The 25,493-nt window shown below is 61.4% G+C and carries 23 protein-coding genes and 1 pseudogene; 12 read left to right on the forward strand and 12 right to left on the reverse strand.

Annotated elements, in window-relative coordinates:
• From K0H47_RS18300 to dinG, 6 genes and pseudogenes are all read right to left on the reverse strand, one after another.
• Positions 1-236 (reverse strand): annotated as a pseudogene (locus tag K0H47_RS18300) (hypothetical protein); the annotation flags it as partial.
• Positions 237-516: 280 nt separating this feature from the next.
• Positions 517-1,164 carry a pyridoxamine 5'-phosphate oxidase gene (gene pdxH / locus K0H47_RS18305; protein ID WP_219273373.1) on the reverse strand — a complete coding sequence of 216 codons (648 nt, stop codon included), beginning with the start codon at positions 1,162-1,164 and terminating at the stop codon, positions 517-519.
• Positions 1,165-1,191: 27 nt separating this feature from the next.
• Positions 1,192-2,364 carry an OmpA family protein gene (locus K0H47_RS18310; protein WP_063032833.1) on the reverse strand — a complete coding sequence of 391 codons (1,173 nt, stop codon included), beginning with the start codon at positions 2,362-2,364 and terminating at the stop codon, positions 1,192-1,194.
• 142 nt (positions 2,365-2,506) lie between these two features.
• Complete coding sequence (locus K0H47_RS18315) at positions 2,507-3,652, reverse strand: serine hydrolase domain-containing protein (protein WP_063032835.1); 1,146 nt, start codon at positions 3,650-3,652, stop codon at positions 2,507-2,509.
• A 92-nt stretch (positions 3,653-3,744) separates the two neighbouring features.
• Entirely contained in the window at positions 3,745-6,072 is a 2,328-nt protein-coding gene (locus tag K0H47_RS18320) for a beta-galactosidase (protein ID WP_219273374.1), read from the reverse strand.
• A gap of 95 nt (positions 6,073-6,167) precedes the next feature.
• Entirely contained in the window at positions 6,168-8,312 is a 2,145-nt protein-coding gene (dinG, locus tag K0H47_RS18325) for an ATP-dependent DNA helicase DinG (protein WP_008432096.1), read from the reverse strand.
• A 99-nt stretch (positions 8,313-8,411) separates the two neighbouring features.
• Between dinG and K0H47_RS18330 the strand changes: the two genes are divergently transcribed.
• Positions 8,412-8,876 carry a CopD family protein gene (locus K0H47_RS18330; RefSeq protein WP_063032839.1) on the forward strand — a complete coding sequence of 155 codons (465 nt, stop codon included), beginning with the start codon at positions 8,412-8,414 and terminating at the stop codon, positions 8,874-8,876.
• A 102-nt stretch (positions 8,877-8,978) separates the two neighbouring features.
• On the opposite strand, the gene K0H47_RS18335 is transcribed toward K0H47_RS18330, so the two are convergent.
• The 3 genes from K0H47_RS18335 to K0H47_RS18345 all read right to left on the reverse strand — a co-directional run bounded on the left by K0H47_RS18335 (position 8,979) and on the right by K0H47_RS18345 (position 10,847).
• Positions 8,979-9,737: a hypothetical protein gene (locus K0H47_RS18335; protein WP_063032842.1), complete on the reverse strand. Its 759-nt coding sequence runs from the start codon at positions 9,735-9,737 to the stop codon at positions 8,979-8,981.
• Positions 9,730-10,023 carry a DUF1145 domain-containing protein gene (locus tag K0H47_RS18340; protein ID WP_177027536.1) on the reverse strand — a complete coding sequence of 98 codons (294 nt, stop codon included), beginning with the start codon at positions 10,021-10,023 and terminating at the stop codon, positions 9,730-9,732. The genes K0H47_RS18335 and K0H47_RS18340 overlap by 8 nt, the downstream gene beginning before the upstream one ends.
• 128 nt (positions 10,024-10,151) lie before the next feature.
• A complete protein-coding gene (locus tag K0H47_RS18345; protein ID WP_008432103.1) occupies positions 10,152-10,847 on the reverse strand; it encodes an OmpA family protein in 696 nt (231 codons plus the stop codon).
• A 180-nt stretch (positions 10,848-11,027) separates the two neighbouring features.
• On the opposite strand from K0H47_RS18345, the gene K0H47_RS18350 reads away from it, so the two are divergent.
• The 4 genes from K0H47_RS18350 (at position 11,028) to K0H47_RS18365 (ending at position 12,759) form a co-directional block, all read left to right on the forward strand.
• Complete coding sequence (locus K0H47_RS18350) at positions 11,028-11,525, forward strand: DUF6231 family protein (protein ID WP_177027538.1); 498 nt, start codon at positions 11,028-11,030, stop codon at positions 11,523-11,525.
• A 4-nt stretch (positions 11,526-11,529) separates the two neighbouring features.
• Complete coding sequence (locus K0H47_RS18355) at positions 11,530-12,000, forward strand: YchJ family protein (protein WP_063032848.1); 471 nt, start codon at positions 11,530-11,532, stop codon at positions 11,998-12,000.
• 61 nt (positions 12,001-12,061) lie between these two features.
• The gene (locus K0H47_RS18360) at positions 12,062-12,562 is read left to right on the forward strand and encodes an LEA type 2 family protein (RefSeq protein ID WP_026078214.1); all 501 of its coding nucleotides are present in this window, start codon (positions 12,062-12,064) and stop codon (positions 12,560-12,562) included.
• Entirely contained in the window at positions 12,559-12,759 is a 201-nt protein-coding gene (locus K0H47_RS18365) for an SEC-C metal-binding domain-containing protein (RefSeq protein WP_003213695.1), read from the forward strand. Before K0H47_RS18360 ends, K0H47_RS18365 begins: the two co-directional genes overlap by 4 nt.
• A gap of 121 nt (positions 12,760-12,880) precedes the next feature.
• On the opposite strand, the gene K0H47_RS18370 is transcribed toward K0H47_RS18365, so the two are convergent.
• Entirely contained in the window at positions 12,881-14,272 is a 1,392-nt protein-coding gene (locus K0H47_RS18370) for an ATP-binding protein (RefSeq protein WP_177071821.1), read from the reverse strand.
• Positions 14,269-14,979 carry a response regulator gene (locus K0H47_RS18375; RefSeq protein ID WP_003213692.1) on the reverse strand — a complete coding sequence of 237 codons (711 nt, stop codon included), beginning with the start codon at positions 14,977-14,979 and terminating at the stop codon, positions 14,269-14,271. Before K0H47_RS18375 ends, K0H47_RS18370 begins: the two co-directional genes overlap by 4 nt.
• A 196-nt stretch (positions 14,980-15,175) precedes the next feature.
• Between K0H47_RS18375 and K0H47_RS18380 the strand changes: the two genes are divergently transcribed.
• The 5 genes from K0H47_RS18380 (at position 15,176) to K0H47_RS18400 (ending at position 21,386) form a co-directional block, all read left to right on the forward strand.
• The gene (locus tag K0H47_RS18380; RefSeq protein WP_219273375.1) at positions 15,176-17,557 is read left to right on the forward strand and encodes a TonB-dependent siderophore receptor; all 2,382 of its coding nucleotides are present in this window, start codon (positions 15,176-15,178) and stop codon (positions 17,555-17,557) included.
• Positions 17,558-17,560: 3 nt separating this feature from the next.
• Positions 17,561-18,241 carry a Fe2+-dependent dioxygenase gene (locus K0H47_RS18385; protein WP_219273376.1) on the forward strand — a complete coding sequence of 227 codons (681 nt, stop codon included), beginning with the start codon at positions 17,561-17,563 and terminating at the stop codon, positions 18,239-18,241.
• A 28-nt stretch (positions 18,242-18,269) separates the two neighbouring features.
• Positions 18,270-19,385 (forward strand): ABC transporter substrate-binding protein, encoded by a 1,116-nt coding sequence (locus K0H47_RS18390; protein ID WP_218264459.1) that lies wholly within the window; start codon positions 18,270-18,272, stop codon positions 19,383-19,385.
• A gap of 157 nt (positions 19,386-19,542) precedes the next feature.
• Positions 19,543-20,601: an iron ABC transporter permease gene (locus tag K0H47_RS18395; RefSeq protein WP_177071824.1), complete on the forward strand. Its 1,059-nt coding sequence runs from the start codon at positions 19,543-19,545 to the stop codon at positions 20,599-20,601.
• Entirely contained in the window at positions 20,598-21,386 is a 789-nt protein-coding gene (locus K0H47_RS18400; RefSeq protein ID WP_093201058.1) for an ABC transporter ATP-binding protein, read from the forward strand. Before K0H47_RS18395 ends, K0H47_RS18400 begins: the two co-directional genes overlap by 4 nt.
• Positions 21,387-21,391: 5 nt before the next feature.
• Here K0H47_RS18400 and K0H47_RS18405 read toward each other — a convergent pair whose 3' ends face one another.
• A complete protein-coding gene (locus tag K0H47_RS18405; RefSeq protein ID WP_219273377.1) occupies positions 21,392-21,943 on the reverse strand; it encodes a cysteine hydrolase family protein in 552 nt (183 codons plus the stop codon).
• Between the two features lie 96 nt (positions 21,944-22,039).
• Here K0H47_RS18405 and K0H47_RS18410 point away from each other — a divergent pair, with 96 nt between their 5' ends.
• Positions 22,040-22,684, forward strand: a complete 645-nt coding sequence (locus K0H47_RS18410; RefSeq protein ID WP_017479389.1) for a glutathione binding-like protein — start codon at positions 22,040-22,042, stop codon at positions 22,682-22,684.
• A gap of 234 nt (positions 22,685-22,918) precedes the next feature.
• Positions 22,919-25,360, forward strand: coding sequence for a penicillin acylase family protein (locus K0H47_RS18415; protein ID WP_219273378.1), 2,442 nt, complete (start codon positions 22,919-22,921; stop codon positions 25,358-25,360).
• Positions 25,361-25,493: the final 133 nt, after the last annotated feature.

The following is a 25,493-nucleotide window of genomic DNA, read 5'->3' on the forward strand; positions in this document are numbered from 1 at the left end:
CCGCCGATAGCGCTGCCGCCAACGCCGCCAACCACTGCACCAGCAACGCCGCCGATTGGGGTCTTGGTGCCTTCGATTTTCACCGGACGCAGGGATTCAATGGTGCCCATGCGAACAGTCTGTACACGACGAGCTTCGTCACGGGAGTACGAGTCGCCGGTCAGACTCGAGGCGCAGCCACCCAGTAGCAGCGACAGGGTGGTAAAGCAGGCAACTAGTAAAACGGACTTACGCATAGCATCAACTCCAAAGGACAGGTATCCATTAAACCGCTGTGGCTTGCTGCCTGTCACGGCATGCCCGGCAGAAAATTGTTTTCATTCAGCCTTAGTACAGAGAGCCTGTACCGAAAAACTCGACGAACGGTAGCAACCCCACCTCCCTCAGGATCTTCATGGACGCTTTCACATTGTAGCCAACGGCTGCATGACGCGGCGCAACGCTACCCATCCGGGGCCTCTGACTAGAGACTTCGGCGTGCAGCGCTGCATTCAGGCGAGGTGACGAAAGGTGGGCTCAGGGCGCCAGCCGCTCACGGGTCCAGTCGGAACCCTGCAAGCGGTAGTTCAAGCGATCGTGCAAACGACTCGCGCGGCCTTGCCAGAACTCGATGCGCTCCGGCAGCAGGCGATAACCACCCCAGTGTTCGGGGCAGTCTGGCTGGGTATCACTGAAGCGTTGTTCGGTGGCCGTGAGCAGGTCCTGCAACTCCTCGCGATCCCTGATTACCCGGCTTTGCGGTGAAGCCCAGGCACCCAGGCGGCTGCCCAGGGGCCGGACCTGGAAGTAAGCGTCCGACTCCTCGGGCGTGACCTTGACCACCCGACCTTCGATGCGCACCTGGCGTTCGAGGGTCGGCCAGAAGAAGGTCATGGCAGCAAACGGCCGCGCCGCGAGCTGTTCACCCTTGGCACTCTGATAATTGGTGAAGAAGGTAAAGCCCTGGCTGTCCAGGCCCTTGAGCAGCAGGATCCGGCAATGTGGGCGCCCTTCGTGGTCGACCGTTGCCAGAGTCATGGCATTGGCCTCAACCGGTGGCTGCTCGGTTTTCACCGCGTCCGCAAACCACTGGTGGAACAAGGCAAACGGTTCGTCCGGGGCCTGGGCCTCGCTCAAACCGTCCCGAGTGTAGTCACGGCGCATATCGGCCAGTGCCTGGGTCATGCGGCTTTATCCTTCTCGCTCAAATAATCAGTTTTTTGCCTGGTCGTTGGTAGCGGCTGGAGCGGCGGCCTTGGCTGGTGCTGGCTTTTTAGCAGCTGGCTTGGCCGGGGCCTTTTTGGCCGCTGGCTTGGCAGCTGCTTTCTTGGCGACGGTTTTTTTCGCCGGAGCGGCAGCTTTTTTGACCGGAGCAGCGGCTGGAGCAGGAACGTCCTGCACAGCAACCATTTCAGCCTTCGGCGGGTTGGCCGAGTTGTACTTGCTCAGCAAGGCCAGCATGGTGGTGCGCTGGGTGAACAGGATTTCCATGCGACGGTTCAAGGCACGGCCCTGAGTGCTGTCGTTGGCGGCACGCGGCATCAGGTCGCCCATGCCACGCAGCATCAGGCGGTCCTGCTTCAGGCCGCTGAGGCTGAAGATCGAAGCGATGGACTGCGCGCGCTCTTTGGTCAGGGCCTGGCTTACCGGCTCGGCACCCGAGGTATCGACGTGGCCCAGGACCAGTACGGCGGTCTTCGGATCGCCTTCAACGGCCTTGGCAACACGGGTGAATGGACCCAGGGTCACCGGCAGCAACATCGCCGGGCGTTTCGGGTTGTAGGAGCCGTCAACCGGGGCAATCACGACCAATACGTTGTCGCGACGTTCCAGTTGCAGGTTGCTGTCTTTGATCGCGAGGCGCAGGCGCGGCTCGTAGTCGTCCAGCCAGGCCTGGGTGATTTTTGGATCAGGCATTGGAATGTTGGCAACGTCGACCTTGGCCAATGGCTTTGGCTTGCTTTCGAACGGCCACCACCATTTGGTATCGGTATCTGTCTTGGCAACGGCAGGTGCGGCAGCCGGTGCAGCGGCGGGCGCGCCGGATGCAGGCGTTGCAGCCTTGAGGTCAGCTTTCAGGTCGGCCTTGGCGTCGTCGGCTTTCGACGAGAACGGCCACCAACTGGAGCCGGTATCTGCCTTGGCAACCGGTGCCGGCGCCTGGGCAGGTGCTGCAGCGGCGGGAGCTACCGGCGCAGGCGCCTTGGCAGCGACGGCCGGCTTGGCATCCGGTTTGGTGTCGGCTTGGCTCACTGCATCCTTGGTAGCAGCCTTATCAGAACCAAATGACCACCAATGCCCACCTTCGGCATCATTTTGTGGGGTTTGTGCACAGCCAGTAATAGTGAGGCATAGCGCCAGTGCCAAGGACTTGTTCGATAACATGAGATATCCACAAAATGAGAAAAAACCAAGGGCCTGAATGACCCGTTAAACAGACGCTTTTGGAACATTAAAGTTACAACATTTTGCCTAGCGTCTTTTTGTATGTGCCTTTGTAACAAAAAAACGCAAGACAGCAAGCTATTTACAGACAACCGGCCAATATTCTTACCAACTTTTGCGCCCGCGGGTCCATAAGTACATAAGGCCCCAATGTATTGGTCACAAAACCAAAGGCTACATCATGTTCCGGATCGGCAAACCCCACCGAGCCCCCTGCTCCCGGATGCCCAAAGGCCCGTGGGCCAAGGCCGAACGTGGCGTTTGGTACTTGCGGTTGATCCAACATGCAACCCAACCCGAACCGGGTTTGTGTCAATAAGGTTTTATCCGGGCCGATACTGTGTTCACGGGTCAACTCTTCAAGCATGTCGGCTTCCAGCAAACTACCGTCGAGCAGCCCACTATAAAAACCCGCCAGACTTCGTGCATTACCGTGACCATTTGCCGCTGGCTGCTGCATGCGCCGCCATTCGGGTTTATTAGTGCTGGTCAGAATAGACGGCGGATTGGTAAATGCACGGGTAGTCATCGCCATCGGCTCGCGCATCGTTACTTGAAGTAAACGCTGTGCCGCCTCATCGCCTAAATTGCCCTTGCCTCGAGCTATATGGGCAACTCGATGGAATTCTTCGTCTGCCAGGCCTACATGAAAGTCCAGGCCCAATGGCCGCGCAACCCGGGCCACGATGGACTCACCCGGCCCACGACCGTCGGCGCGACGCAGCAGCTCGCCCACCAGCCAGCCGTAGGTAATCGCCGCATAGCCATGGCCTTCTCCGACCTTCCACCACGGCGCTTCGGCGGCGAGGGCGTCGACCATCATTTGCCAGTCGTACAGCGCTTCGGCAGGCAGCGTTTCACGCAGGGCCGGTAGCCCGGCCTGGTGGCAGAGCAGATGGCGCAGGGTGATGGCTTCTTTGCCGGCTGCAGCAAATTCCGGCCAGTATTTCGCGACCGGCGCATCAAGCTGCAGCTTGCCTTCTGCTACCAGTTGCAGCGCCGTGACGGCCGTAAAGGTCTTGGTGCAGGAGAACAGGTTGGCGATGGTGTCGCTGTGCCAGGCCTCGGCACCGTCCTTGTCGGCGGTACCGGCCCACAGGTCGACGACAGTTTCGCCGCCAATCTGGATGCACAACGCGGCGCCACGCTCCTGAGGGTCGTCGAACAGCGCGGCGAAGGCTTCACGCACCGCTTCGAATTGAAGCTCGTAATGACCCTGAATCTGCACCTAAGCCCCCTCGGAAAAGTACTACAAAAAGTGGCCGACATTGTTCCAGCCATTGAGTGATTTGTGAACCCGCACTCGTCGATCCGGAACCATCAATGACCCTTGCCGGAATGCCCACCGGAATGCCCTGCGCCCGGCCCGGCAGCATTGCCGTCACGCCCCGGTTTACCGCCTTCGCCGATGTGGACCGCAGCGGCCGCCTTGGCCTTTTCGGCCTCCTTGCCCAACTGGTCGACCGCCGCCAGGTTACTTTTACGCACGCTGTCGACAAAACCCTGGAACGGCACATCGGTGATGCCCACCAGGCCGAAGTGGCCGTTTTCGCCGTCCAGCAGACGACCGGTGACCGGCTGGTCCAGATACTGGAACCAGTGCACGCCAACAATCGATGGCTCGGTCATGGCCTGCTTGAGGAAGTTGGCGTAGGCAGTCCCGCGATCCTCTTCCCGGGCCAACTGCGTCACGCCGCCCCAGAACGGGCCACGGTCCGCCGAACCGAAGTTGAACTCGGTGATCAGCACCGGCTTGTCCAAAGCCCGCAGGGCCGCAAAGTCGTAACCATCCTGTGGCTTGAGGGTGTACATGTTGAAACTCAGCACATCGCAATACTGCGCGCAGGACGCCACTGATTCCGGGGTGCTGACGGCGTAACGGCCACCCAGCAACAGTTGGTTCGGCGCGTGCCATTTCAGTGCATCGGAGATGGTCTTGAAGTAGGCATCGGCAAAGGTTTTCTGGAAGTACTTGAAGTCCGCTTCGATTTCCGGGTGCTCGGGGTTCGGCATAGGCGGCACGAAGCCCGGGTCTTCCATCAACTCCCAAGCGGGCAGTTCGATGCCCCAGGCCTTGGACAGGCCGTCCTGGTTGCGGTACTTGTCACGCAATTGCTTGAGAAACGCGCGCTTGGCCGGCACGTCGGTGGTCATGCGCAGGGTGCCGTAGGCCAAGGCGTAGCGGGATTTAGCATCATCACCGGGACCGGCCCAGGCCAGTTCGTTGTCGGCAAAGAAGCCGATCAGCCACGGGTCGTCACGGTGGTCACGGGCGGCAATCGCCACCGCACGCTCGGTGGCCATGGCGAACCGCGGGTCGAACGGGTCGGGCATGCCGCCCCACCAATCGGTACCGGTGCTGATGCTCGCGTAATCGCCGACGATCGACAGTGGCAAGGTGTAAGGCACACGGTCGGCGGTCGCCAGCTGCGGCGCACTCCAGTTGCCGACGGTGTTGAAGCCCCAGGCTTGCAGGCGGTCGAGGGTGTGGCTGACCCAGCGTTTCTGGTCGAAACCTTCAGGAGCACAGGGTGCCGGCGGCACGCACGGCTGGCCATAGGTACGTTGCAGGTTGGCGCCATAGAAGTCGTACCAGCGGCCAACATTGAAGCTGCGCCCCTGATCCGCGCCATTGCCGCTGCGGCTGTCGCCGCTTCCATAGTATTTGTCGAAAGGCTCGCCGGCCTTGGGCAGCGCGGCAAACATCCATTCGCGGCCTGCGACGTAGGTCTGGCTGTTGTCCGGGGCGACGGTGTTGACGCCCAGGGAGTAGAACGGATGGCCTTCCGGTGTCACCAGGTACCAGCGCCCGTCGCGCTTCTCGGTGCGGAAGAAGCCACTGGCGTCGAAGGCCGGGCCCTTGTTCCAGCCGCCGTACTTGTCCAGGGACGCCTTGTCGCGCTCGGCCAGCCAGCCCTTGAGCTGTTGTTGCTCCTTGACCGCTGCGGCCCGCAACTGATCGTCACTGCTGACTTTCTCCGGCCACTTGGCGCGGGTGGACTGCCCATAGGCATCCACCAGGTCGCTGTAGGTGGCCTTGAGTACCGGCTCGATATCCTGCACGCCAAAGCGCTCCAGCAGGATGCTTTGGGCGACATTGGGCTTGATCATCGACAGGGTCACCGACACGATCTGGCTGCGGTCGATCTCCCCTTCGCTGCTGGCCAGCAACACGCGCTGGCCATCGACGGTGATCGGCATCGGCGGGCCGGCCTTCATGCCCTGGCTCAGCGGCGAGTTGGCTTGCAACGGAATCAACAGCGTTTGCGCCGGGCCGGCTGGCAGGTCGATACGGCTGAACAGGGTCCGACCGTCATTACTCTGCACCTTGACGTACAGGGTCAGCGCCCAGTCCATCGCGCTTTGGATACGCAGGCTCATCGCACCGGATTGCGACCAGTCCCAGGCACCGGTCTGCGGGCTGAGCACCAGGCTTGGTTCGGCCGCCGGGTTGAAGGTAATACGGCGCAGCACTTCGCCTTCAGGGGTTTGTTCGGCGTTGTATTGCGGCAGGCTGGCGTCCTGGGTCGCTACCTTGACCACATCGGCGGGCCGTACAAAGTTGAACAGGGTTTGTTGCCCGGCAGGCGCAGCCAGCAATGGCGCGGCAAACAACAAGGCAAAAACAGCGGGCAGCGTGCGAATCATGTGAACAAGGTTCTCCCAAACGGCCGGTGACTGGCCTGATGACGTGAAGCAATGGTGAGATAGACCACGAAGTGGGCGAATTCGCCCACGGGGTCTTAAGAAATTTCCCGCCGAAACGGCGGCAAAGCATTCAGGATAGCTTTCCCGTAGCGCTGGGTAACCAGACGCCGGTCAAGCAAGGTGATGGTGCCGCGGTCTTCTTCGGTACGCAGCAGGCGCCCGCAGGCCTGGACCAGCTTCAAGGAGGCGTCCGGCACCGAGATCTCCATGAACGGATTACCGCCCCGGGCTTCGATCCATTCGGCCAACGCGGCCTCCACCGGATCATCCGGCACCGAGAACGGGATCTTGGCGATCACCACGTGTTCGCAGTAAGCGCCGGGCAAATCCACACCCTCAGCGAAACTCGCCAGGCCGAACAGGACGCTGGAATCGCCGCCATCTACCCGCGCCTTATGCTTGTTCAGGGTTTCCTGTTTCGACAGGTTGCCCTGGATAAACACCTGCTTGCGCCAGTCACGGTCGAGGCCGTCGAACACGTCCTGCATCTGTTTGCGGGACGAGAACAACACCAGCGTGCCCCGGGAACCCTCTACCAATGAGGGCAGGTCACGAATGATCGCCGCCGTGTGGGCCGGCGCATCCCGTGGGTCGGCCTTGAGGTCCGGTACCCGCAGCACACCGGCGTCGGCGTGATGGAACGGGCTTGGCACCACGGCGGTGACCGCCTTTTTCGGCAGCCCGGCGCGCATGCGGAAGCGGTCGAAGGTGCCCAGGGCCGTCAGCGTGGCCGAGGTGACCAAGGCACCGTAGGCCACGTTCCACAGGTTGCGTCGGAGCATTTCCGCCGCCAGGATCGGGCTGGCGTTGACCTCGATATCAAACAACGCACCGCTTTCCGACAAAGTCAGCCAACGGGCCATGGGCGGGTTGTCTTCCGGGTCTTCGACGGTAAAGGCGGTCCACAACTCCCAGTTGCCCTGGGAGCGGGACAGCAGGCTGCCAAACAGCGGGTACCATTCTTCGGCCTGGTTGCTGGCGATGCCGATGTTGACCTCGCCGTCCATGCCTTCCTTGAGCAAATCGGTGAGGCGGGTGAACAAGTCGGTCAGGCGTGAAAAGCCCTTCTTCAGCTCGACGCCCATTTCCCGCATGTGCTCGGGGATCAGCCCGCCAACGAAACGATGGCGCGGCCGTTCGCGTCCTTCCACGTCTTCGCCGGGCTTGAAGTCTGCCACCTGCTCACAGGCGCTGAACATGAATTGCTGCTGGGTCTTGATCTCCCGCGCCAACTCCGGAACCTGCTCGATCAACTTGCCCAGGTCGCCGGGCAGCGGGTGCTGGGCGAGCAACTTGGTAAGGTTCTTGGCGGTGGTTTCCAGCCAGTCGGCGGTGGAGCGCAGGCGCGTGTAGTGGGCGAAGTGGCCGATGGCCTTGTCGGGCAGGTGATGGCCTTCGTCGAACACGTAGAGCGTGTCACGCGGGTCGGGCAATACGGCGCCGCCGCCCAGGGCCAGGTCGGCGAGGACCATGTCATGGTTGGTGACAATAACGTCGACCTTGCCCATGCCTTCCCGGGCCTTGTAGAAGGCGCACTGGCCGAAGTTGGGGCAATGACGGTTGGTGCACTGGCTGTGATCGGTGGTCAGGCGCGCCCAGTCGGCGTCTTCCAGGGCATTGGGCCAGCTGTCGCGGTCGCCGTCCCATTTATTGCCGGCGAGTTTCTCGATCATGCTGGTAAACAGCTTCTGACTGACCTCATCGACTTCGATCTTGAAGCCTTCTTCTTCGAACAGCGAGGCAGTAGCGGTTTGCGCGTGGCCTTCCTGCAACAGCACGTCGAGCTTGGACAGGCACATATAGCGCCCACGGCCCTTGGCCAGGGCGAAGGTAAAGTTCAGGCCGCTGTTACGCATCAGGTCGGGCAGGTCTTTGTAGACAATCTGCTCCTGCAGGGCGACGGTAGCGGTGGCAATCACCAGGCGCTTGCCGGCGGCCTTGGCGGTGGGGATCGCCGCCAGGCTGTAGGCCACGGTTTTACCGGTACCGGTGCCGGCCTCGACGGCCACCACGGCGGGGTCGCCACTGCGCCGACCTTCGTCGTCGGTGTCGATATCCCCGAGGACCTTGGCAACTTCGGCGATCATCAGGCGCTGGCCGTACCGCGGTTTCAAGCTCTTGGCTTCGAGAAAACGCGAGTAGGCGCCCTGGATCGTGGTTTTGAGTTCAGTGCTGATCATGGATAGTCGGGCGCAAAAAACGCTGGATAAATTTTCAGTGGTTCGGATCGGCCGCTATCATACCCCGCTAATTAATCCCGCGCAGAACGGAGTACCCCAATGACCGTCTTTAGCTTCGCTTACACCCTGCATGTACTGGCTGCCCTGATCTGGGTCGGCGGTATGTTTTTCGCCTGGATGATCCTGCGCCCCGCCGCCATGGCTGCGCTGGACGGGCCTGCCCGGCTGAAACTCTGGGTAAATGTGTTTCAACGTTTTTTCGTGTGGGTGTGGGTCGCGGTGCTGGTCTTGCCGATCAGCGGTGTCGGCCTGCTGCAACTGCGCTTCAACGGGTTTGAGACCGCGCCGCGTTATGTGCAGGTCATGATGGGGTTGTATGTGGTGATGACGGCGCTGTTTATCCGGATTCAGGCGCTGAAGTTGCCGGAGCTGCGCACGGCGGTGGCGGCTGAGGATTGGCCGGCCGGGGCGGCGGCGTTGGGGCAGATTCGTAAATTGGTGGGAATTAATTTGATGGTGGGGTTGGTGCTGGTGGCGATCGCTTCGGCACGGCCAATGTTCTGAGGAGCCTAGTAGACCGCTTTCGCGAGCAAGCCCGCTCCCACATTTGGAATGCATTTCAAATGTGGGAGCGGGCTTGCTCGCGAAAGCGTCAGGCCAGTCGCCTCAGAGCCTTTGAACAGTCACAGCACCCGCAGGCCCTGCTGGCCCCGGCTGCCCTTCCAACCCGGCCCGGCCCTTTTCGCCGCCATCCGCGCGGTACACCAGGCACCCCTTGGACTGCCCGCCTTTACCTGGCTTGCCCGCCGTGCCCGCCAAACCACCGGCACCGCCGTCCACCCAGACTTTGATCTTCTCGCCCGGAAAGTCCTGCGGCAACTCCACACGGACCTGCGCGCCCGCCGCGCCCGGCAGTCCGTCGCCGCCGTTATCGCCATTGGAACCGCGCCCGGCCGAACCCCAGGTGCAGCCCGGGTCTTCGCCGTTGGCACCATCCAGCCCGGCATAACCCTGGGCACCCGCACCACCGCGGGCATCCACCGACAATTCATCGGCCGTCAGCGAGTTAATCCGCAAGACCAAGTCACGCCCCGCCTTGGCCGGACGTTCATGGGTACCGGGAGCACCCCGTGAGGTGATCTGGCTGCCATGTTCCAGCTGCGCCTGGCGCACCTGCAGTTGCAGGGGGGTGCTGCCGGGCACGATGGCGATGCGCGCGTCGCGGCCCAGGTGCAGTTCATCCACCGTCACCTGGGTGATATTGGCGGGGATCAGCAAGGTGCCGTAATCCGCCACGTCCAGTCGCTCCAGTTGCAACACGCCACTGCTGTTGGGCAGGCGCATCAACGAGTTGGTCTCGACGCTGACACTCTGGGCCAGGGCAATGGGGCTGACCAACAGGGCCAACAGAAAAACCTTACGCATGATTGGCCTCCTTGTTTACATCATTAGTCGGTGTCGGCGTCGAAAAGCTCTGCACATGGAACATACCCACCAGCAGGATCTGCAAGCGGTCACGCCAGGGATGGGCACGGGCTTTCACACTGCCGTTGAACAACAGCAGCTCCAGAATATGGGTCAACAACAATAGGCTGCCGGCCAGATTGACCAACAGGTGGAAAGGGTTGATCAGTGGTGTGAACAGATTGACCACCACCACGGCCCAAAACAGCAACGTCAAACACTTCCCCAGCCCCCAAAACACCTTCATCCCACACGCTCCCCTTGCACATTATTCTTTGGGCGCACAGTAACGACTTCTACAGGCGTTGTGCCAGTGAAGGATTAAAAAATTGATGAAGGGGCCCCTGTGGATTCCACAGGGGCCTTGAGGCGGGGTCAGCGGTTGATCTGGATTTCCACGCGGCGGTTTAGTGCACGACCGTCAGCGGTTTTGTTATCCGCCACCGGATGGCTTTCACCGGCGCCGGTCACGGAGACGAAACTGCTGCGCGGGATGCCGGAACTGACCAGGTAGTCGGTCACCGAATGAGCGCGTCGTTCAGAGAGTTTCTGGTTGTAGGCATCTTTACCGACACTGTCGGTATGCCCGCTGACGCGCAGTTGCGCACTCGGGGCCTCTTTTTTCAGGCGGGTGGCAATGACGTCGAGCTTGGTTTTGTCGGCAGCCGTGAGCTTCGCGGAGTCGAACTCGAAGTGCACGTCACGAATCACGATGGTTTCTTCCTTGACCACCACCACTTCCTCTTGAACCACCGCTACCGGCACCGGAGGGCAGCCATTGGCGTCGACCTGCACGCCTTTTGGCGTGCCAGGGCACTTGTCGCGGCTGTCCGGTACGCCGTCGCCGTCTTCATCACCATCGCCATGCACCCAGCAATAGGCGCCTGCCATGCCGCCGATCAGCAACGCGCCGTAGCCTGCATAGGAAGAGCTTTGGGTTGCACCAATGGCCGCGCCGGTCACGCCGCCGACCGCGGCGCAGGTGGGCCAGTCGGTTTTTTGCAAGCCTGCGCAACCTGTCAATACTCCGGTTAGCAGAACCAAGGGTAGAGCTGTCCGCATGATGCTCATCTGACTTTCTCCTGAGGGGATCGGCGGGGGCCGACGGGTGGAGTAAAGACGGCTCTTTTCATCTGCGCCAGCGTGTCACACCCCAGTATTCATTGGGCCGAGCGGTTTATTCTCACCGCCCGCTCTAGGCCCGCACGCTCAGGCAAGCTAGTCTCTACGGTCCTGATGTGAGGATCTTCGATGACTGCCGGTATTTCTTCCCGTACACCCCAGCAAGCGCTCGCCGCGCTGCTTGATCTTCACGCGCCCAAACGCCTGCTGTTATTGGGCGCCAGCCAGTTCCCGGCGCTGGATGCCTTTAAGGAAGCGCACCCGGATACCGTGGTGTCCTTCGCCGAGCCCGGCCCCTTGCCCGCCGACCTCGCGGCCCAGCGTTTTGACCTGGCGCTGGTGGTCGACTGCCTGGAACACCTGTCAAAACCTGCGGGCCTGACCTTGCTGGGGGGCATTCGCAACCTCAATGCCAGCCGCATTGCAGTGTTGGTGGACCTCGCCGCCTGCCACTGGAAAGACACCGATTTCTTCTCCCTGGCCCTGCAAGCCAGCGAACGCTTCCAGCGCGACGATCAGGTTTTGACGCTGTTTACCTATGATCTGCTTGACTATAAACAGGTGCCGGATTGGCTGAACGCCCGCTTCTGGGCCAACCCGCAAAACTTTGGAAAGTATTGGTGGTAACCCGATGAGTACATCCATTTGCCCCTGCGGCAGTGGCAACCTGCTGGATGCCTGCTGCGGCCATTATCACGCCGGCCACCCGGCACCCTGCGCCGAAGCGTTGATGCGTTCGCGCTACAGCGCCTATGTGCTGGGCCTGGTGGACTACCTGGTGGCGACCACCCTGCCCGCGCAACAAGCCGGGTTGGACACAGATGCCATCGGCGCCTGGAGCGCCCAAAGCACCTGGCTAGGCCTTTCAGTGGAAAGCTCCGAGGTGTTCGGCGGCCAGCCGGAACACGCCTTCGTGACCTTTACCGCACGCTGGCACGACAGCACTGGCGAACACAGCCACCGGGAGCGCTCATCTTTCGTACAGACCAATGAGCACTGGTACTTTATCGACCCGACAGTGGACGTGAAGGCTGGGCGCAATGACGCCTGCGTATGTGGCAGCGGGCAGAAATTCAAGAAGTGCTGTTCGGGCTACCTCTGACATTCATTGATACCCGGCAGGCTCGCGCTTGCTATGCTGACTCTTCAAAGGGGGTAATGGCATGGTTTCTAAGGCGCGGGTATTCAGGACATACAGCCTTCTACTGGCATTGACGCTAGGGCTCTCTGGCTGTGCATCGTGGTTCGCCGACGACGCGCCCGCCCCCGAGGTGCGGCTGGTCAAGGTCGACCCCGTGCGGGTCAAATTGCTGGAGCAGAAGTTCAAGCTGTATTTCCGTGTGGATAACCGCGACGACAACGATCTGACCGTACGCGGCCTGGTGTACAAGGTCAGTCTGGGTCCCCTGCTGCTGACCGAAGGTGAGTCCAACGAATGGCTGACCGTACCGCCCCACAGCCACGCTTTCTTCCGGGTATCGGTGCGCACCAACCTGTGGCCACAAATCCGCGATGTGGTCGACATGCTGAAAAATCCGCGCGAGCCCGTGCCCTATCGCCTTGAAGGCGAGTTGAAAACCGGTTTATTTATCGGGAACGACGTGCAGGTGATGCGCAATGGCGAGATAATCCCCGGCGATTCTATTCCGGAGCGACATCGATGACTCAACAACCCCATGTCCATGGTCCTGACTGCAACCACGATCACGATCACCATGATCACGACCACGGCCATGTCCACGGCCCGAACTGCGGCCACGCTCACCAGGAGCCGGTGCGCAATACGTTGAAGGACGTGGGTCGTAACGACCCTTGCCCGTGCGGCAGCGAGAAGAAATTCAAGAAGTGCCACGGGGCTTGATGCCCTGAGCACTGGTCATTGTGGGAGCTGGCTTGCCTGCGATAGCAATCTTTCAGACAACATTGATGTGACTGAAACACCGCTATCGCAGGCAAGCCAGCTCCCACATTTTGACCGTATTTCAACTTGGGGATTTGCGTTGAAACTGCAACACCACCTCCAATCCCCCACCTTCCCGATTGCTCAAGCTCAAACGCCCGTCATGGGCACTGGCGATCGTATGCGCGATGCTCAGCCCCAGCCCATACCCGCCGGTTTCCACATTGCGTGAGCCTTCCACCCGGTAAAACGGCTCCATCACCTGTTCCAGTTGTTCCCGGGGAATCCCAGGCCCACGGTCGCGGATCACAATCTTCAAGCTGTCTGCCTTGTCCTCAACCCGCACCACTACTTCGCAGCCATAACGCACCGCATTCTCCAGCAGGTTTTGCACGCAACGCTTAAGGCTTCGGGCATATCCAGGCAGCGGCTGTTTGGCCCGCCCTTCTATCGTGACCGTCTCACCCACATCCTGCAGATCGGCCTGCAAGCTTTGCAGCAAGGCGTTGATGTCGATGTTCTGGCGCTTCTCGTTGATTTCGCCGCTGCTGACAAAATCCAGGGTGCTGGAAACCATGTGCTCCATTTCTTCGAGGTCGCTGCGAAAACGCTCCTTGGTGCGGTTGTCGTCGAGCATTTCCGTACGCAACCGCAGGCGTGTGATGGGTGAACGCAGGTCGTGGGAAATCGCCGCAAGGAAGCGCGTACGTTCGGCGATATTGGCGATCAGCCGCTGTTGCATGGCATTGAACGCCTGAGCAGCGCGGCGTACTTCGGTAGGCCCATCGAGGGCCAACGGTGGCCGTTGGATATCCCGGCCCAACGCCTCGGCAGCCTTGGCCAGGGCATTGAGCGGGCGAATGGCCAGGCGCACCGCCACCAAGGCAATAATCACCAGCACCAACACCCGCAACAGATAAATACGCATCACGTAATCGAACAGCAAGTCCATCGGCGAAGTACTGGTCCAGCCCTGTTCCTCGGTGGCCTGCACCTGCAGCCAGCGCCCGTCCGGCAAACGCAGGTCAATCAGGAATTGCCCCACCACAGGCTTGGAGCTGAGCAGGGTCGACAACCCGGCATGCTGGCCCTCGGCATCCAGCAACTTGAGACTCAGCAGGTGCAGGTTCTGGTTGTAGCCGGTTCTCTCCGACAGCACTTTATTCAGCAAGCGCTCGGTGGCCTGGTCGCTGTCGCTGATGCGGCTTGTCACCTCACTGGCCTGATCACTCAGGGTCAGGCGAAAGCCCGGTGTATCGAGCAGCTTGATCAGCCCATCAGCCTGCGCCGGATCGCTGTGCACCAGCCGCACCACGTCCGCCAGCCGTGTGGCGATCAGCCGGCTGGGGATTTCCAGGACCTGGCCGTGGCGCATGTCGTACCAGATGCTGCTGGTCAGGGCCTGGGCCGCGAGCATGCCGCTGACCAGAATCAGCACCAGCCGGCCGAACAGCGAACGCGGCAGCAGTTTCACGATTGCAGCGCCACGTCGTCGGCGGTGAGCATATAGCCCTCGTTGCGCACGGTCTTGATCAAACCAGCGGGCAACTGCGAGCGCAGACGGCTGACGCACACGTCGATCGAGCGGTCGAACGGCGTGCTGTCTTTGTCGAACACGTGGTTGAGCAAAAAGTCGCGGCTCAGCGGCCGGTTGGGATGCTGCAACAACAGGCGCAACACCCGGTAATCGGAGTTGCCGAGGCTCACCACCACGCCTTCCGGCGAAAGCAATTGCCGGGCCCGGGTGTCCAGCTGCCAGCCGGCAAAGCTGATGCTCGGTGCTTCATCGAGCCGCGCCCGGTCCGGAAAACTCTGCACCCGACGCAGCACCACCTTGATCCGCACCAGCAGCTCCCGCGGGTCGAACGGCTTGGGCAGGTAATCGTCGGCGCCGATTTCCAGGCCGACGATCCGGTCGATCAGCGTGCCCTTGGCGGTGAGCATGATCACCGGCGTGTTGGAACTGACGCGCAATTCGCGGCACAAACTCAGGCCGTCTTCGCCGGGCAACATCAGGTCCAGGACGATCAGGTCGATGACATTCAGCGCCAGGCGGCGGCGCATTTCCTTGCCGTCACCGGCGGTGGACACCTGGAAGCCGGCGTCACTCAGGTAGTCGCACAGCAATTGGCGGATTTGCGGGTCGTCATCAACGATCAGCAGGTGGTCTTGCTTGGCCATGGGGCAATTCGTCCGAAACTCAAAAGGCAGGAGATAGCCGAAACTTCAGCCAGGAGTACGCGCAAATGTAATGGAATGTTGTGGGAAGCGGTAATCGCGCATCCCCATTACAAAGCCACGGCGTGGCGGCCGGTATCGGTCTTTAGACTACCGAATCTAAATGAGATTAATTGTAATTTAGCCTAGGTCACTCCGAATGCCATTGCCTACCCCTCGCGCCCTGTCGCTGCAATCTACCCTTGCGCCGATGTTCGGCCTGCTTGCCGCCGGCAGCGTTTCTCCCACTGCCTGGGCCGATGCGCCGGTGGCGGCGTCGAATGATTCGGTGCTGAGCCTGCCGGAAATCAAGATCGACGGTGAAGCCACTTCCGCCTTTAAAGTCGACCGGGTGACCTCGGCAAAAATCAGCCAGCCGCTGCTGGACGCCCCGCAAAGCGTAACCATCGTCCCGCAGCAAGTGCTCAAGGAGCAAAACGCGCAGACCTTGCAGGAAGTGTTGCGCAACGTGCCGGGCATCACCTTCATGTCCGGCGAAGGCAACCTGGGTTGGGGCGACCTGTTTTCGATTCGCGGGTTTTCCTCGGAGCAGAGCCTGACCGTCGACGGTGTGCGCGATGCCGGCCAATCAACCCGCACCGACACCTTCAACCTGCAACAGGCAGAAGTGTTCAAGGGCACCGGCTCGATCGAATCCGGCGTTTCCGCGGTAGGCGGCAGCGTCAACCTGGTGAGTAAAGAGGCACACCTGGGGGATGCCAACAAACTCTCGGCCGGCATCGGCACCGACAGCTACCGCCGCCTCACCGGCGATTTCAACAAACAACTGAATGACACCACCGCCCTGCGCATCAACCTGATGAAACACTACAACCAGGTGGCCGAGCGCGACGACGTGGACTACGACCGCTGGGGCATTGCGACCTCCCTCGGCTTCGGCCTGGGCACCGACACGCGCCTGTTCATCGACACCTTCTATCAAAAGGACGACAACACGCCGGACGGCGGCGTGCCGATCCAGCGCGGCACCGACGGCGACCGCATGCCCGGCGTGAAGCGTTCGAACTGGTACGGCGATTCGCACCTGTACACCCAGCAGACCAAAACCACCTCGCTGACCACCCGCTTCGAGCATGATTTCGACTGGAACGAAGCGACCCTGAAGAACCAGACCAAGTGGGAGCGCACCGACAACTTCGCGGTGCTCTCGCCCGCGCGCTTCTTCGCTGCCAACGCCAATGGCCAGAAAACCTGCACCGGCACGCGCTGTGCGACCTTGGGCTATACCGGTGTAGGACCAATCAGCCAAGTGCCCGGCAGCACGGTAAATGCCTACCCGGGATACGCCAACAGCGGTAACACCGCCTACGGTATTTTGCGAGGGAGCGACTTCGGCCAGTCGACGCGCTACACCATCCTCGACAACCAGACCGACTTCGCCTTCAAGCTCAATACCGGCGGGCTGGAACACGCGGTGGTCAGCGGGCTCGAGTTCTATCACGAGACCTACGGCGGCCTGAAACGCAACGCCGAAGTGCCGGCCGGCGATCTGTTCTTCGACATGAACGACCCGAACCACAGCTTTGCCAGCACCGAAGTGACCAAGGGTGAAGGCCAGCCACGCTCGGTGATCGACAACACCGGCATCTACCTGGGTGACACCATCACCCTGAATGAACAGTGGCAAGTGCTCGGCTCCCTGCGCTACGACAACTGGCAGGCCAAAACCACCCAGCGTGGCCAAGCGTCCATCGACAGCACCGACGGTGCCGTGAGCGGCCGGGTCGGCGCGGTGTACAAGCCGTTGCCTAATGGCAGCATCTACGTGTCCTATAGCGAAGCGGCACAACCGTCAGCCCTGGGCGCGTCGACCAACAACCAGATCTACGGCGCAGCCAGCACCAGCAACTACACCCCGGCCAAGTCGAAAACCTACGAAATCGGCACCAAGTGGGACATTGCCCACGACCTGCTGAACATCACCGCCGCGATCTTCCGCACCGAACTGGACAACTCCTGGGAATACCAGGACGGCGAAAGCGCCCCGGTACGCGCCCTCCCCGCCAAGCGCGTAGACGGTGTGGAACTGGGCCTGCAAGGCAATATCAACCCGCGCTGGACGGTGTACAGCGGGTTCTCCGCGCTGAAAAGCACCCAAACCAAAGGTGCCAACAAAGGCGAGGAAGCCAAGAACGTTCCCGACCTGACCGCCAACCTGTGGACCACCTACGCCGTCACCGACGACCTGAGCCTGAGCTACGGCGCGCAATACGTAGGACGCCGCCGCTACAGCGACAACAAATACGTCGGCGGCCTGAACAACAACAGCAGCTACGCCACCGGCCCGTCCGGCGTGTACGCGATCTACACCCGCGACCACGAAAAGGCCCCCGGCTACTGGCTCAACAACGTGGCTGCGCAATACAAGGTGAGCAAGCAGACCACGGTCAACCTCAACCTCAACAACGTGTTCAACAAGTTCTACTACAGCCAGATTGGCGCGTCCCTGGACGGCTTCCAGCTCTACGGCGTCCCGGGCGCCGGGCGCACGCTCACCGCCAGTGTCGACTATGAGTTTTAAGCCGTGCTGATCGAAATCCCGGCCCTGCTGAATGCCGAAGAAGTCGAGGTGGCCATCGCCCCCCTGCTCGATCAACCGTGGGTCGACGGCAAGGTCACCGCCGGGCAGCGCTCGGCCATGGCGAAAAACAACCGGCAGCTGTCGGAAGACGACCCGGTTGCGATTCGCCTGGGTGAGCAGATTCTGTCGCGGCTGTCGGACAACGCGCTGTTCATGTCCGCCGCCCTGCCGAAGAAAATCTATCCGCCACTTTTCAACCGCTACAGCGGCGGCGAAGCCTTCGACTGGCATATCGACAATGCGATTCGCGGCCTCAAGGGCGTGCGCGAACGGGTGCGCACCGATATTTCCGCCACCTTGTTCCTGGTTGACCCGGCCAGCTACGACGGCGGCGAACTGGTGATCCGCGACACCTTCGGCGAGCACGCGGTGAAGCTGCCCGCCGGGCATTTGCTGATTTATCCCGGCAGCAGTTTGCACAAGATCAACCCGGTCACCCGCGGCGAGCGCATCGCCAGTTTCTTCTGGATCGAAAGCCTGGTGCGCGAAGACAGCCAGCGCCAACTGTTGCTGGACATGGACGTGGCGATTCAACGCCTCACCGCGCAACACGCCGACGACCACGCGCTGCTGCAACTGAGCGGCGCCTATCACAACCTTTTGCGGCGCTGGAGCGATGTCTGATGCGCCGCCTTCACCTGGAGTTCTCGCCATGCTGAAACCCCGCAACTTCCTCAAGCTGGGCGCGCTGTTTGCCGTGCTGGTCCTTGGCCACGCCGAAACCGCCGCCGCCCATGAAGTCACCGACGTGCTGGGCCGCAAGGTCGACGTGCCGGACCACGTGCAGCGCGTGGTGCTCGGCGAAGGCCGCTTGATTTCGGCCTTTGCCTTGCTGGACAAAGACGCGCCGTTCCAACGGATTGTCGGCTGGCAGAATGATTTGAAGCTGCTGGACGCCCACACCTATAACGCCTACGTGGCGAAATTTCCGACGGTAAATGACATTCCGCTGATTGGTCAGGCGTCGGAGCAAAGCGTCAGCGCCGAGGAAATCCTCTCGCTGAAACCGGACCTCGCGGTATTCAGCATTTCCGGCCACGGTCCGACCGAACACAGCCCGGTGGCGGACGTGTTGGCCAAGGCGGGCATCGCGGTGTTGTTCGTCGACTTCCGCATCAACCCGGTGCAAGGCACCCACGCCAGCATGACCGCCCTGGGCCAGGCCCTTGGCCGGGAAACCCAGGCCAAGGCGTTCCTCGACTTTTATGACCAGCACATCAAGGTGATCACCGACGCCGTCGCCACCTTGCCGACCGGTCCGCGCCCGAGCGTGTTCCTGGAACTGCTGGCCGGCGCCTGGCAGGCACCCGGCCACACCACCGGCAAGAGCGGCATGGGCGAAGTGATCAAGCTGGTGGGCGGCCGCAACATCGCCGCCGACGTAGTGCCGGGGGCGCTGGGGGACATCAGTGTCGAGTACGCGCTGAAGGCTGACCCGGATGTGTATGTGGCCACCGGCAATCACAAGCCTGGGTTGATTCTGGGTGCTGGCGTGAGCGAAGAAGATGCGCGTGGCGCGTTTGACGCCGTGCTGGCCCGGCCGGAGTTTGTGAACCTTCGGGCAATTCGTGAGGGTAATTCCCACGGCTTGTGGCATGACTTCTACAACTCGCCGTACAACCTGCTGGCGATTGAAGCGCTGGCCAAGTGGGTGCATCCGGAGTTGTTCGCGAAGCTGGATCCGAAGGCGACCATGGAAGCGATGAACCAGCAGTTCCTCGGCATGCCATTGCAGGGTGCCTACTGGATTGATGGCAGGGCCAAGTAACTAAGGCTCACAACCCATTCCCTGCCTGGACACGGTTCCTGTGGGAGCTGGCTTGCCTGCGATAGCGGTGTTGGATTCACCATCGCCATCGCAGGCAAGCCCACACACTGACCGAGTACCGACGGGGATTTTCGTCGTTTTCAAGGCTGCGAATCCAATGACCACTCAAACCCTCGACCTCGCCACCGCCAGCGAAGGCTACCGCCACCTGCTGGCCCGTCGCTGCTGGCTGCTCGCCCTGCTGGGTGGCGCGCTGATGTGCGCGATCCTCGTGGACCTGGCCAGCGGCCCGTCGGGCATGGGCCTTGGCGCCCTGCTGGATGGCTTGCTGCACCCGGCCCACCTGAGCGCCACCGACCAGGTGATTATCTGGAACGTGCGCCTGCCCTACGCCTTGATGGCGGTGTTGGTCGGTTGTGCGCTGTCGCTGGCGGGCGCCGAGATGCAGGCGATCTTGAACAACCCGTTGGCCAGTCCGTTCACCCTGGGGGTTTCCTCGGCGGCGGCGTTGGGCGCGTCCCTGGTGATTGTGTTTCCGGTGACAACGCTGTGGGTGTCGGCCAATACGGCGATTTCCATTTCGGCATTTGTGTTTGCCGCCGCCTCGGTCTTTTTGCTGCAAGCCATGTCACGCCTGCGGGGTGCCGGGGTGGAAAGCCTGGTGCTGTTCGGGATTGCCCTGGTGTTCAGTTGCAACGCGGTGGTCGCCCTGTTGCAACTGGTGGCCACCGAGGACGTGCTGCAACAACTGGTGTTCTGGACCCTGGGCAGCGTGACCCGGGCCAACTGGGACAAGCTCGGCATCCTCGCGTTTGTGGTCGCGGTGGTCATGCCCTTTTCCTTTGCTGCCGCGCCACGCCTGACCTTGTTGCGCATGGGCGAAGACCGCGCGCAAAGCTTCGGGGTCGACGTGAAACGCCTGCGGTTTTTCTCGTTGCTGCGCATCAGCCTGCTGTCGGCCACCGCTGTGGCGTTTGTAGGAACCATCGGATTTATCGGGCTGGTAGGTCCGCATATCGCGCGGATTCTGGTGGGTGAAGATCAGCGCTTCCTGCTGCCGGCCAGCGCGCTTGTCGGTGCTTTGCTGCTGTCACTGTCGTCCATCGCCAGCAAGTTGATCATGCCCGGGGTGATCGTGCCGGTGGGCATCGTCACCGCACTGGTGGGCGTGCCGATTTTCGTGTTGCTGGTGTTCAAGCGCGGGAGGCAGTTATGAGTAAGGGATTGTCGATTCAGAACGCCCACGTCAGTTATGGACGACGCCAGATTGTGCATGACCTGAGCTTGCCAACCTTGGCCCACGGCAGCCTGACCGCGTTGATCGGGCCAAACGGTGCGGGCAAGTCAACGTTGCTGCGGGCGGTGGCGGGGCTGGAAAAGATGCAGGGCGTTGTCAGATTGGGTGACCTGGACCTGACGAAAATGTCCGTCGGTGAACGTGCCCGACGCGTGACCTATATGCCGCAAAACCTTCCGCCGGGGTTGAGCCTGAGCGTGATGGAAAGCGTGATCGCCGCGTTGCGGGTGGCGAATGTCGATGGCATTCCGCTTTCAAGCGACGCATGCATGCGCCAGGCCTTTGATGCGTTGCAAAGGATTGGCATCGCTCACCTGGCGGATCAGCTATTGAGCACGTTATCCGGCGGTCAGCGGCAACTGGTCAGCCTGGCGCAACTGATTGCGCGCCGGCCACAGGTGATGCTGCTGGATGAGCCCACCAGTGCGCTGGATTTGAACTACCAGTTAAAAGTCATGGACTGCGTGCGCGGCCTGGTACGGGAACACAACCTGATCGCCGTGGTGGTGCTGCACGACATCAACCTCGCCGCGCGTTATGCCGACCATATCGCGGTGCTGCGACAAGGCCGGTTACATGCCTGTGGCCCAGCGGACGAAGTGCTGGATGCGGCGCTGTTTGCCGAAGTCTATGGCGTGCAGGTCCGTATCGAACGGTGTTCGCAACAGACGTTGCAGGTGTTGGTGGACGGCGCCGTAACCTGACCCCCCTACGGGAGGAGGGTTTCTGAAGAGATGACGGTGGCGTATTCGCCGTGGAGGTTGCCCAACGACATGGCATGTACCGCCTCCGCCGAGTGCATCTGCCCAAAAAAGTCCGGCTTGTCGAAGGTGTAGCAGGCATCTTCGATAACCCAGGTCTCAAAGCCCAGGTTGCCGGCGCTGCGGGCCGTGGCCTCCACCGAGTTATGGGTGGCCACGCCCACCAGCACCACTTGCCGAATCCCCGCCTCACGCAAACTCGCCTCCAGACTTGTCCCACAAAACGCATCCGGCACCCGCTTCTGAACCAGCTGCTCACCCGTCTGCGGAATAAAGGCGTCCTGAAACTCCACCCCCGACTGCTCAGGCCAGAACACCGACTCCGGCGAGTGGGACAAATGCTGCACATGAATCACCGGCCAACCTTCGCGCCGCCAATGCCCCAGCAACGCCAGCATGCGCGCCTCGGCGTGCGGATTATTGCGCGGCCCCAGCCTGGGATGATGAATGCCTTTTTGCTGATCAATCAAAACCAACGCTGCGCCCGCACGAATTTCCATATCGATAGACCCAAATGTTTCATTGAATTTTTGTCACCCTAACATCACCTATACCTACAGGCATTCGCTCAAGCATCACCACCCTTGGAGAGCTTCATGATCGACCTGTATTACTGGACCACCCCCAACGGTCACAAAGTGTCGTTGTTCCTGGAAGAAGCCGGTCTGCCTTACGAGGTGCACCCGATCAACATTGGTCAGGGCGAGCAGTTCAAGCCTGACTTCCTGAAAATTGCCCCCAATAACCGCATCCCGGCCATCGTCGATCAGAACCCGACCGACGGCGGCGCGCCGATTTCCCTGTTCGAATCCGGCGCAATCCTGCTGTACCTCGCGGAAAAAACCGGCAAGTTCATTCCCCAGGACCTGCGCGGTCGTCAGGAAGCCTTGCAGTGGTTGTTCTGGCAGATGGGCGGCCTGGGCCCGATGGCCGGGCAGAATCACCACTTCAGCCAGTTCGCCCCGGAGAAGATTCCCTACGCGATCAAACGCTATGTGGATGAGACCGCCCGTCTGTATGGCGTGCTGGACCGGCGCCTGGCCGACCGCACGTTCGTGGCCGGCGATGAGTACAGCATTGCCGACATGGCGATCTACCCGTGGATCGTTTCCCACAAGTGGCAGAGCCAGAAGCTGGAAGACTTCCCACATGTAGAACGCTGGTTCAACCACATCAAGCAACGCCCGGCGACGGTACGTGCTTATGAGCTGGTGCAGAAGGTCAATCCGCCGAAATCCTGAAGGTAAGCCGAATCAAAAATGTGGGAGCGGGCTTGCTCGCGAATGCGGTGGATCAGTCACAACTTTTTAGCTGACACACCGCTTTCGCGAGCAAGCTCGCTCCCACACTGATTTGTGCCCGACTAGAAACCTTACGCAAATCCTGAAAATAAGCATCGCCTCCCGCTTGCGTCGTTTCGCCGCGCTCACTAACGTAGCGCCTTTACTGACGCTACCCCCCGCAGGAGCTTTGCCATGGCCTCGCCAGCCCTCTCACATTTTCTTCCCCGGTTCGGCGTTGCCGCGGCCATTGCCAGTGCCTTGGGCCTGGCCGGTTGCCAGTTACAAAGCACCCAAGACACCCTGCCTCCGGTTTCCGGCGTGCAGCCCATCAAGGGCCTGGCGCAGAATGTTTCCGTGCGCCGCAACAGCCAGGGCATCCCGCTGATTGAAAGCAGCACCTTCCACGATGCGTTGTTCACCCTGGGCTATGTGCAAGCCAGCGACCGCATCACCCAGATGGTCACCCTGCGCCTGCTGGCCCAGGGCCGCCTGGCGGAAATGTCCGGGCCGGATGTGCTGGATGTCGACCGTTTCATGCGGGCGGTCAACCTGCGCAAAAGCGCCGGCGAGCTGTATAACGCCTCGTCGCCGCGCCTCAAGCGCTTCTTTGAAGTGTATGCACGCGGGGTCAACGCCTACCTGTTCCGCTACCGCGACAAGCTGCCGCCAGACCTGGCCCAGACCGGCTACAAGCCTGAATACTGGAAGCCGGAAGATTCGGCGCTGCTGTTCTGCCTGCTGAATTTCAGCGAGTCGACCAACCTGCAGGAAGAGTTGTCCTCGCTGGTGCTGGCGCAGAAAGTCGGCGCCGACAAACTCGCCTGGCTGACCCCAAGCTACCCGGATGAACCGTTGCCCGTGGCCGAATCCGACAAGCTCAAGGGCATCAACCTGAGCCAGATCCCGGGCCTCGCCGCGTTGACCAGACTCAGCGAGCACCTCGGCACCTTGAACACCCTGGGCACTTCCAGCTCCAGCAACTGGGCGATCGGCCCGCAGCGCAGCCGCAGCAACAAAAGCCTTTTGGCCAATGACCTGTCGACCTCGATGCAGGCGCCTTCGCTGTGGAACTACGTGCAGATCCGTTCGCCGAAATACCAGGCCGCCGGCGTTTCGATCGCTGGCCTGCCAACCCTGCTTTCCGGCTTCAACGGCAAGGTGGCGTGGAGCATGAGCCAGGTCTCGGGCGACACTCAGGATGTGTTCCTGGAGAAGGTCAAGCGCCAGGGCAATGCGCTGTACTACGAAAACAACGGCAAATGGCTGCCGGCCATCGTGCGCAATGAAACCTACTTCGCCAAGGGCCAGCGGCCGATTCGCGAAGCGGTGTACGAAACCCGCCACGGGCCACTGCTCAACAGTGCCCAGTCGCTGACCAGCGGCTACGGCCTGGCCTTGCAGACCGCCGATTTCAAGGAAGACAAGAGCCTGGACGCGTTCTTCGACCTGTCCCGTGCGCAAACCGCCGGTAAAGCGTCTGACGCCACCCGGGAAATTCGCGCAATTGCCTTGAACATGGTGTTCGCCGATGCCAGCAGTATCGGCTGGCAAGTGACCGGGCGCTTCCCGAACCGCCGAGAAGGCGAAGGCCTAGTGCCGTCCCCGGGCTGGGACGGGCGTTTCGACTGGGATGGCTACGCCGACGCGATGCTGCACCCTTACGATCAGGACCCGACCCAAGGCTGGATCGGCACCGCCAACCAGCGCACCATTCCCCGTGGCTACGGCATGCAATTGTCCAACTCGTGGGCGGCGCCGGAACGTGCCGAACGTATCGCGCAACTGGCCGGCAGCGGCAAGCACGACAGCCGTAGCATGATCGCCATGCAGTACGACCAGACCACCACGTTCGCCGCCAAGCTCAAGAGCATGTTCCAGGCGCCGGGCATGGCCCAGCCGCTGAAACAGGCGATCGACGCATTGCCAGCGGCAGACCAGGCCAAGGCGCGGGAAGCCCTGGGTCGCCTGATGGCCTTCGATGGCCGTCTCGTCTCCACTTCTGCCGACGCGGCGATTTATGAGTTGTTCCTGCAGGAAAGCGCCAAGCAGATTTTTCTCGACGAACTCGGTCCGGAAAACAGCGCCACCTGGAAAGCCTTTATCGGCAACGCCAACCTGTCGTACTCAGCGGTGGCCGACCACCTGCTGGGGCGCGAAGACAGCCCGTTCTGGAATGACGCCCGCACCGGGCAGAAAACCGACAAGCCGGCGATCCTCGCCCGCAGCCTGGCCGCCGCGATCACCGCCGGCGATAGCGCACTGGGCGCCGATCACAAGGCCTGGCAGTGGGGCAAATTGCACAGCTACACCTGGAAGAACACCAGCGGCCAGAACATTCGCGGCCCACTGGCAGCGGGCGGCGATCACAACACGCTGAACAGCGCACCGTATAGCTGGGGCCAGAGTTTCGACACGACCCAGGTGCCGGCACTGCGGATGATTGTCGACTTCGGCCAGGTGGAACCCATGATGGGCCAAAGCGGCATCGGCCAATCCGGCAACCCCGCGAGCCCGAACTATGCCAATGGCATCGACCCGTGGTTGAAAGCGCAATACCTGAGCTTCCCGATGCAGCCGCAGAACTTTGACGGGGTGTATGGGAAGACGCGGTTGACGTTGGTGCCGGGTAAATAACCCGGTTTCCCTGACTCAACCAAATCAATGTGGGAGCTGGCTTGCCTGCGATGGCATCAACCCGGTCTGACTGCCAGACCGAGTCGCCAGCATCGCAGGCAAGCCAGCTTCCACAGTTGATCGCATCCATTTC

The organism is Pseudomonas sp. Xaverov 83, assembly GCF_019352905.1.
Taxonomy (GTDB): domain Bacteria; phylum Pseudomonadota; class Gammaproteobacteria; order Pseudomonadales; family Pseudomonadaceae; genus Aquipseudomonas; species Aquipseudomonas yamanorum.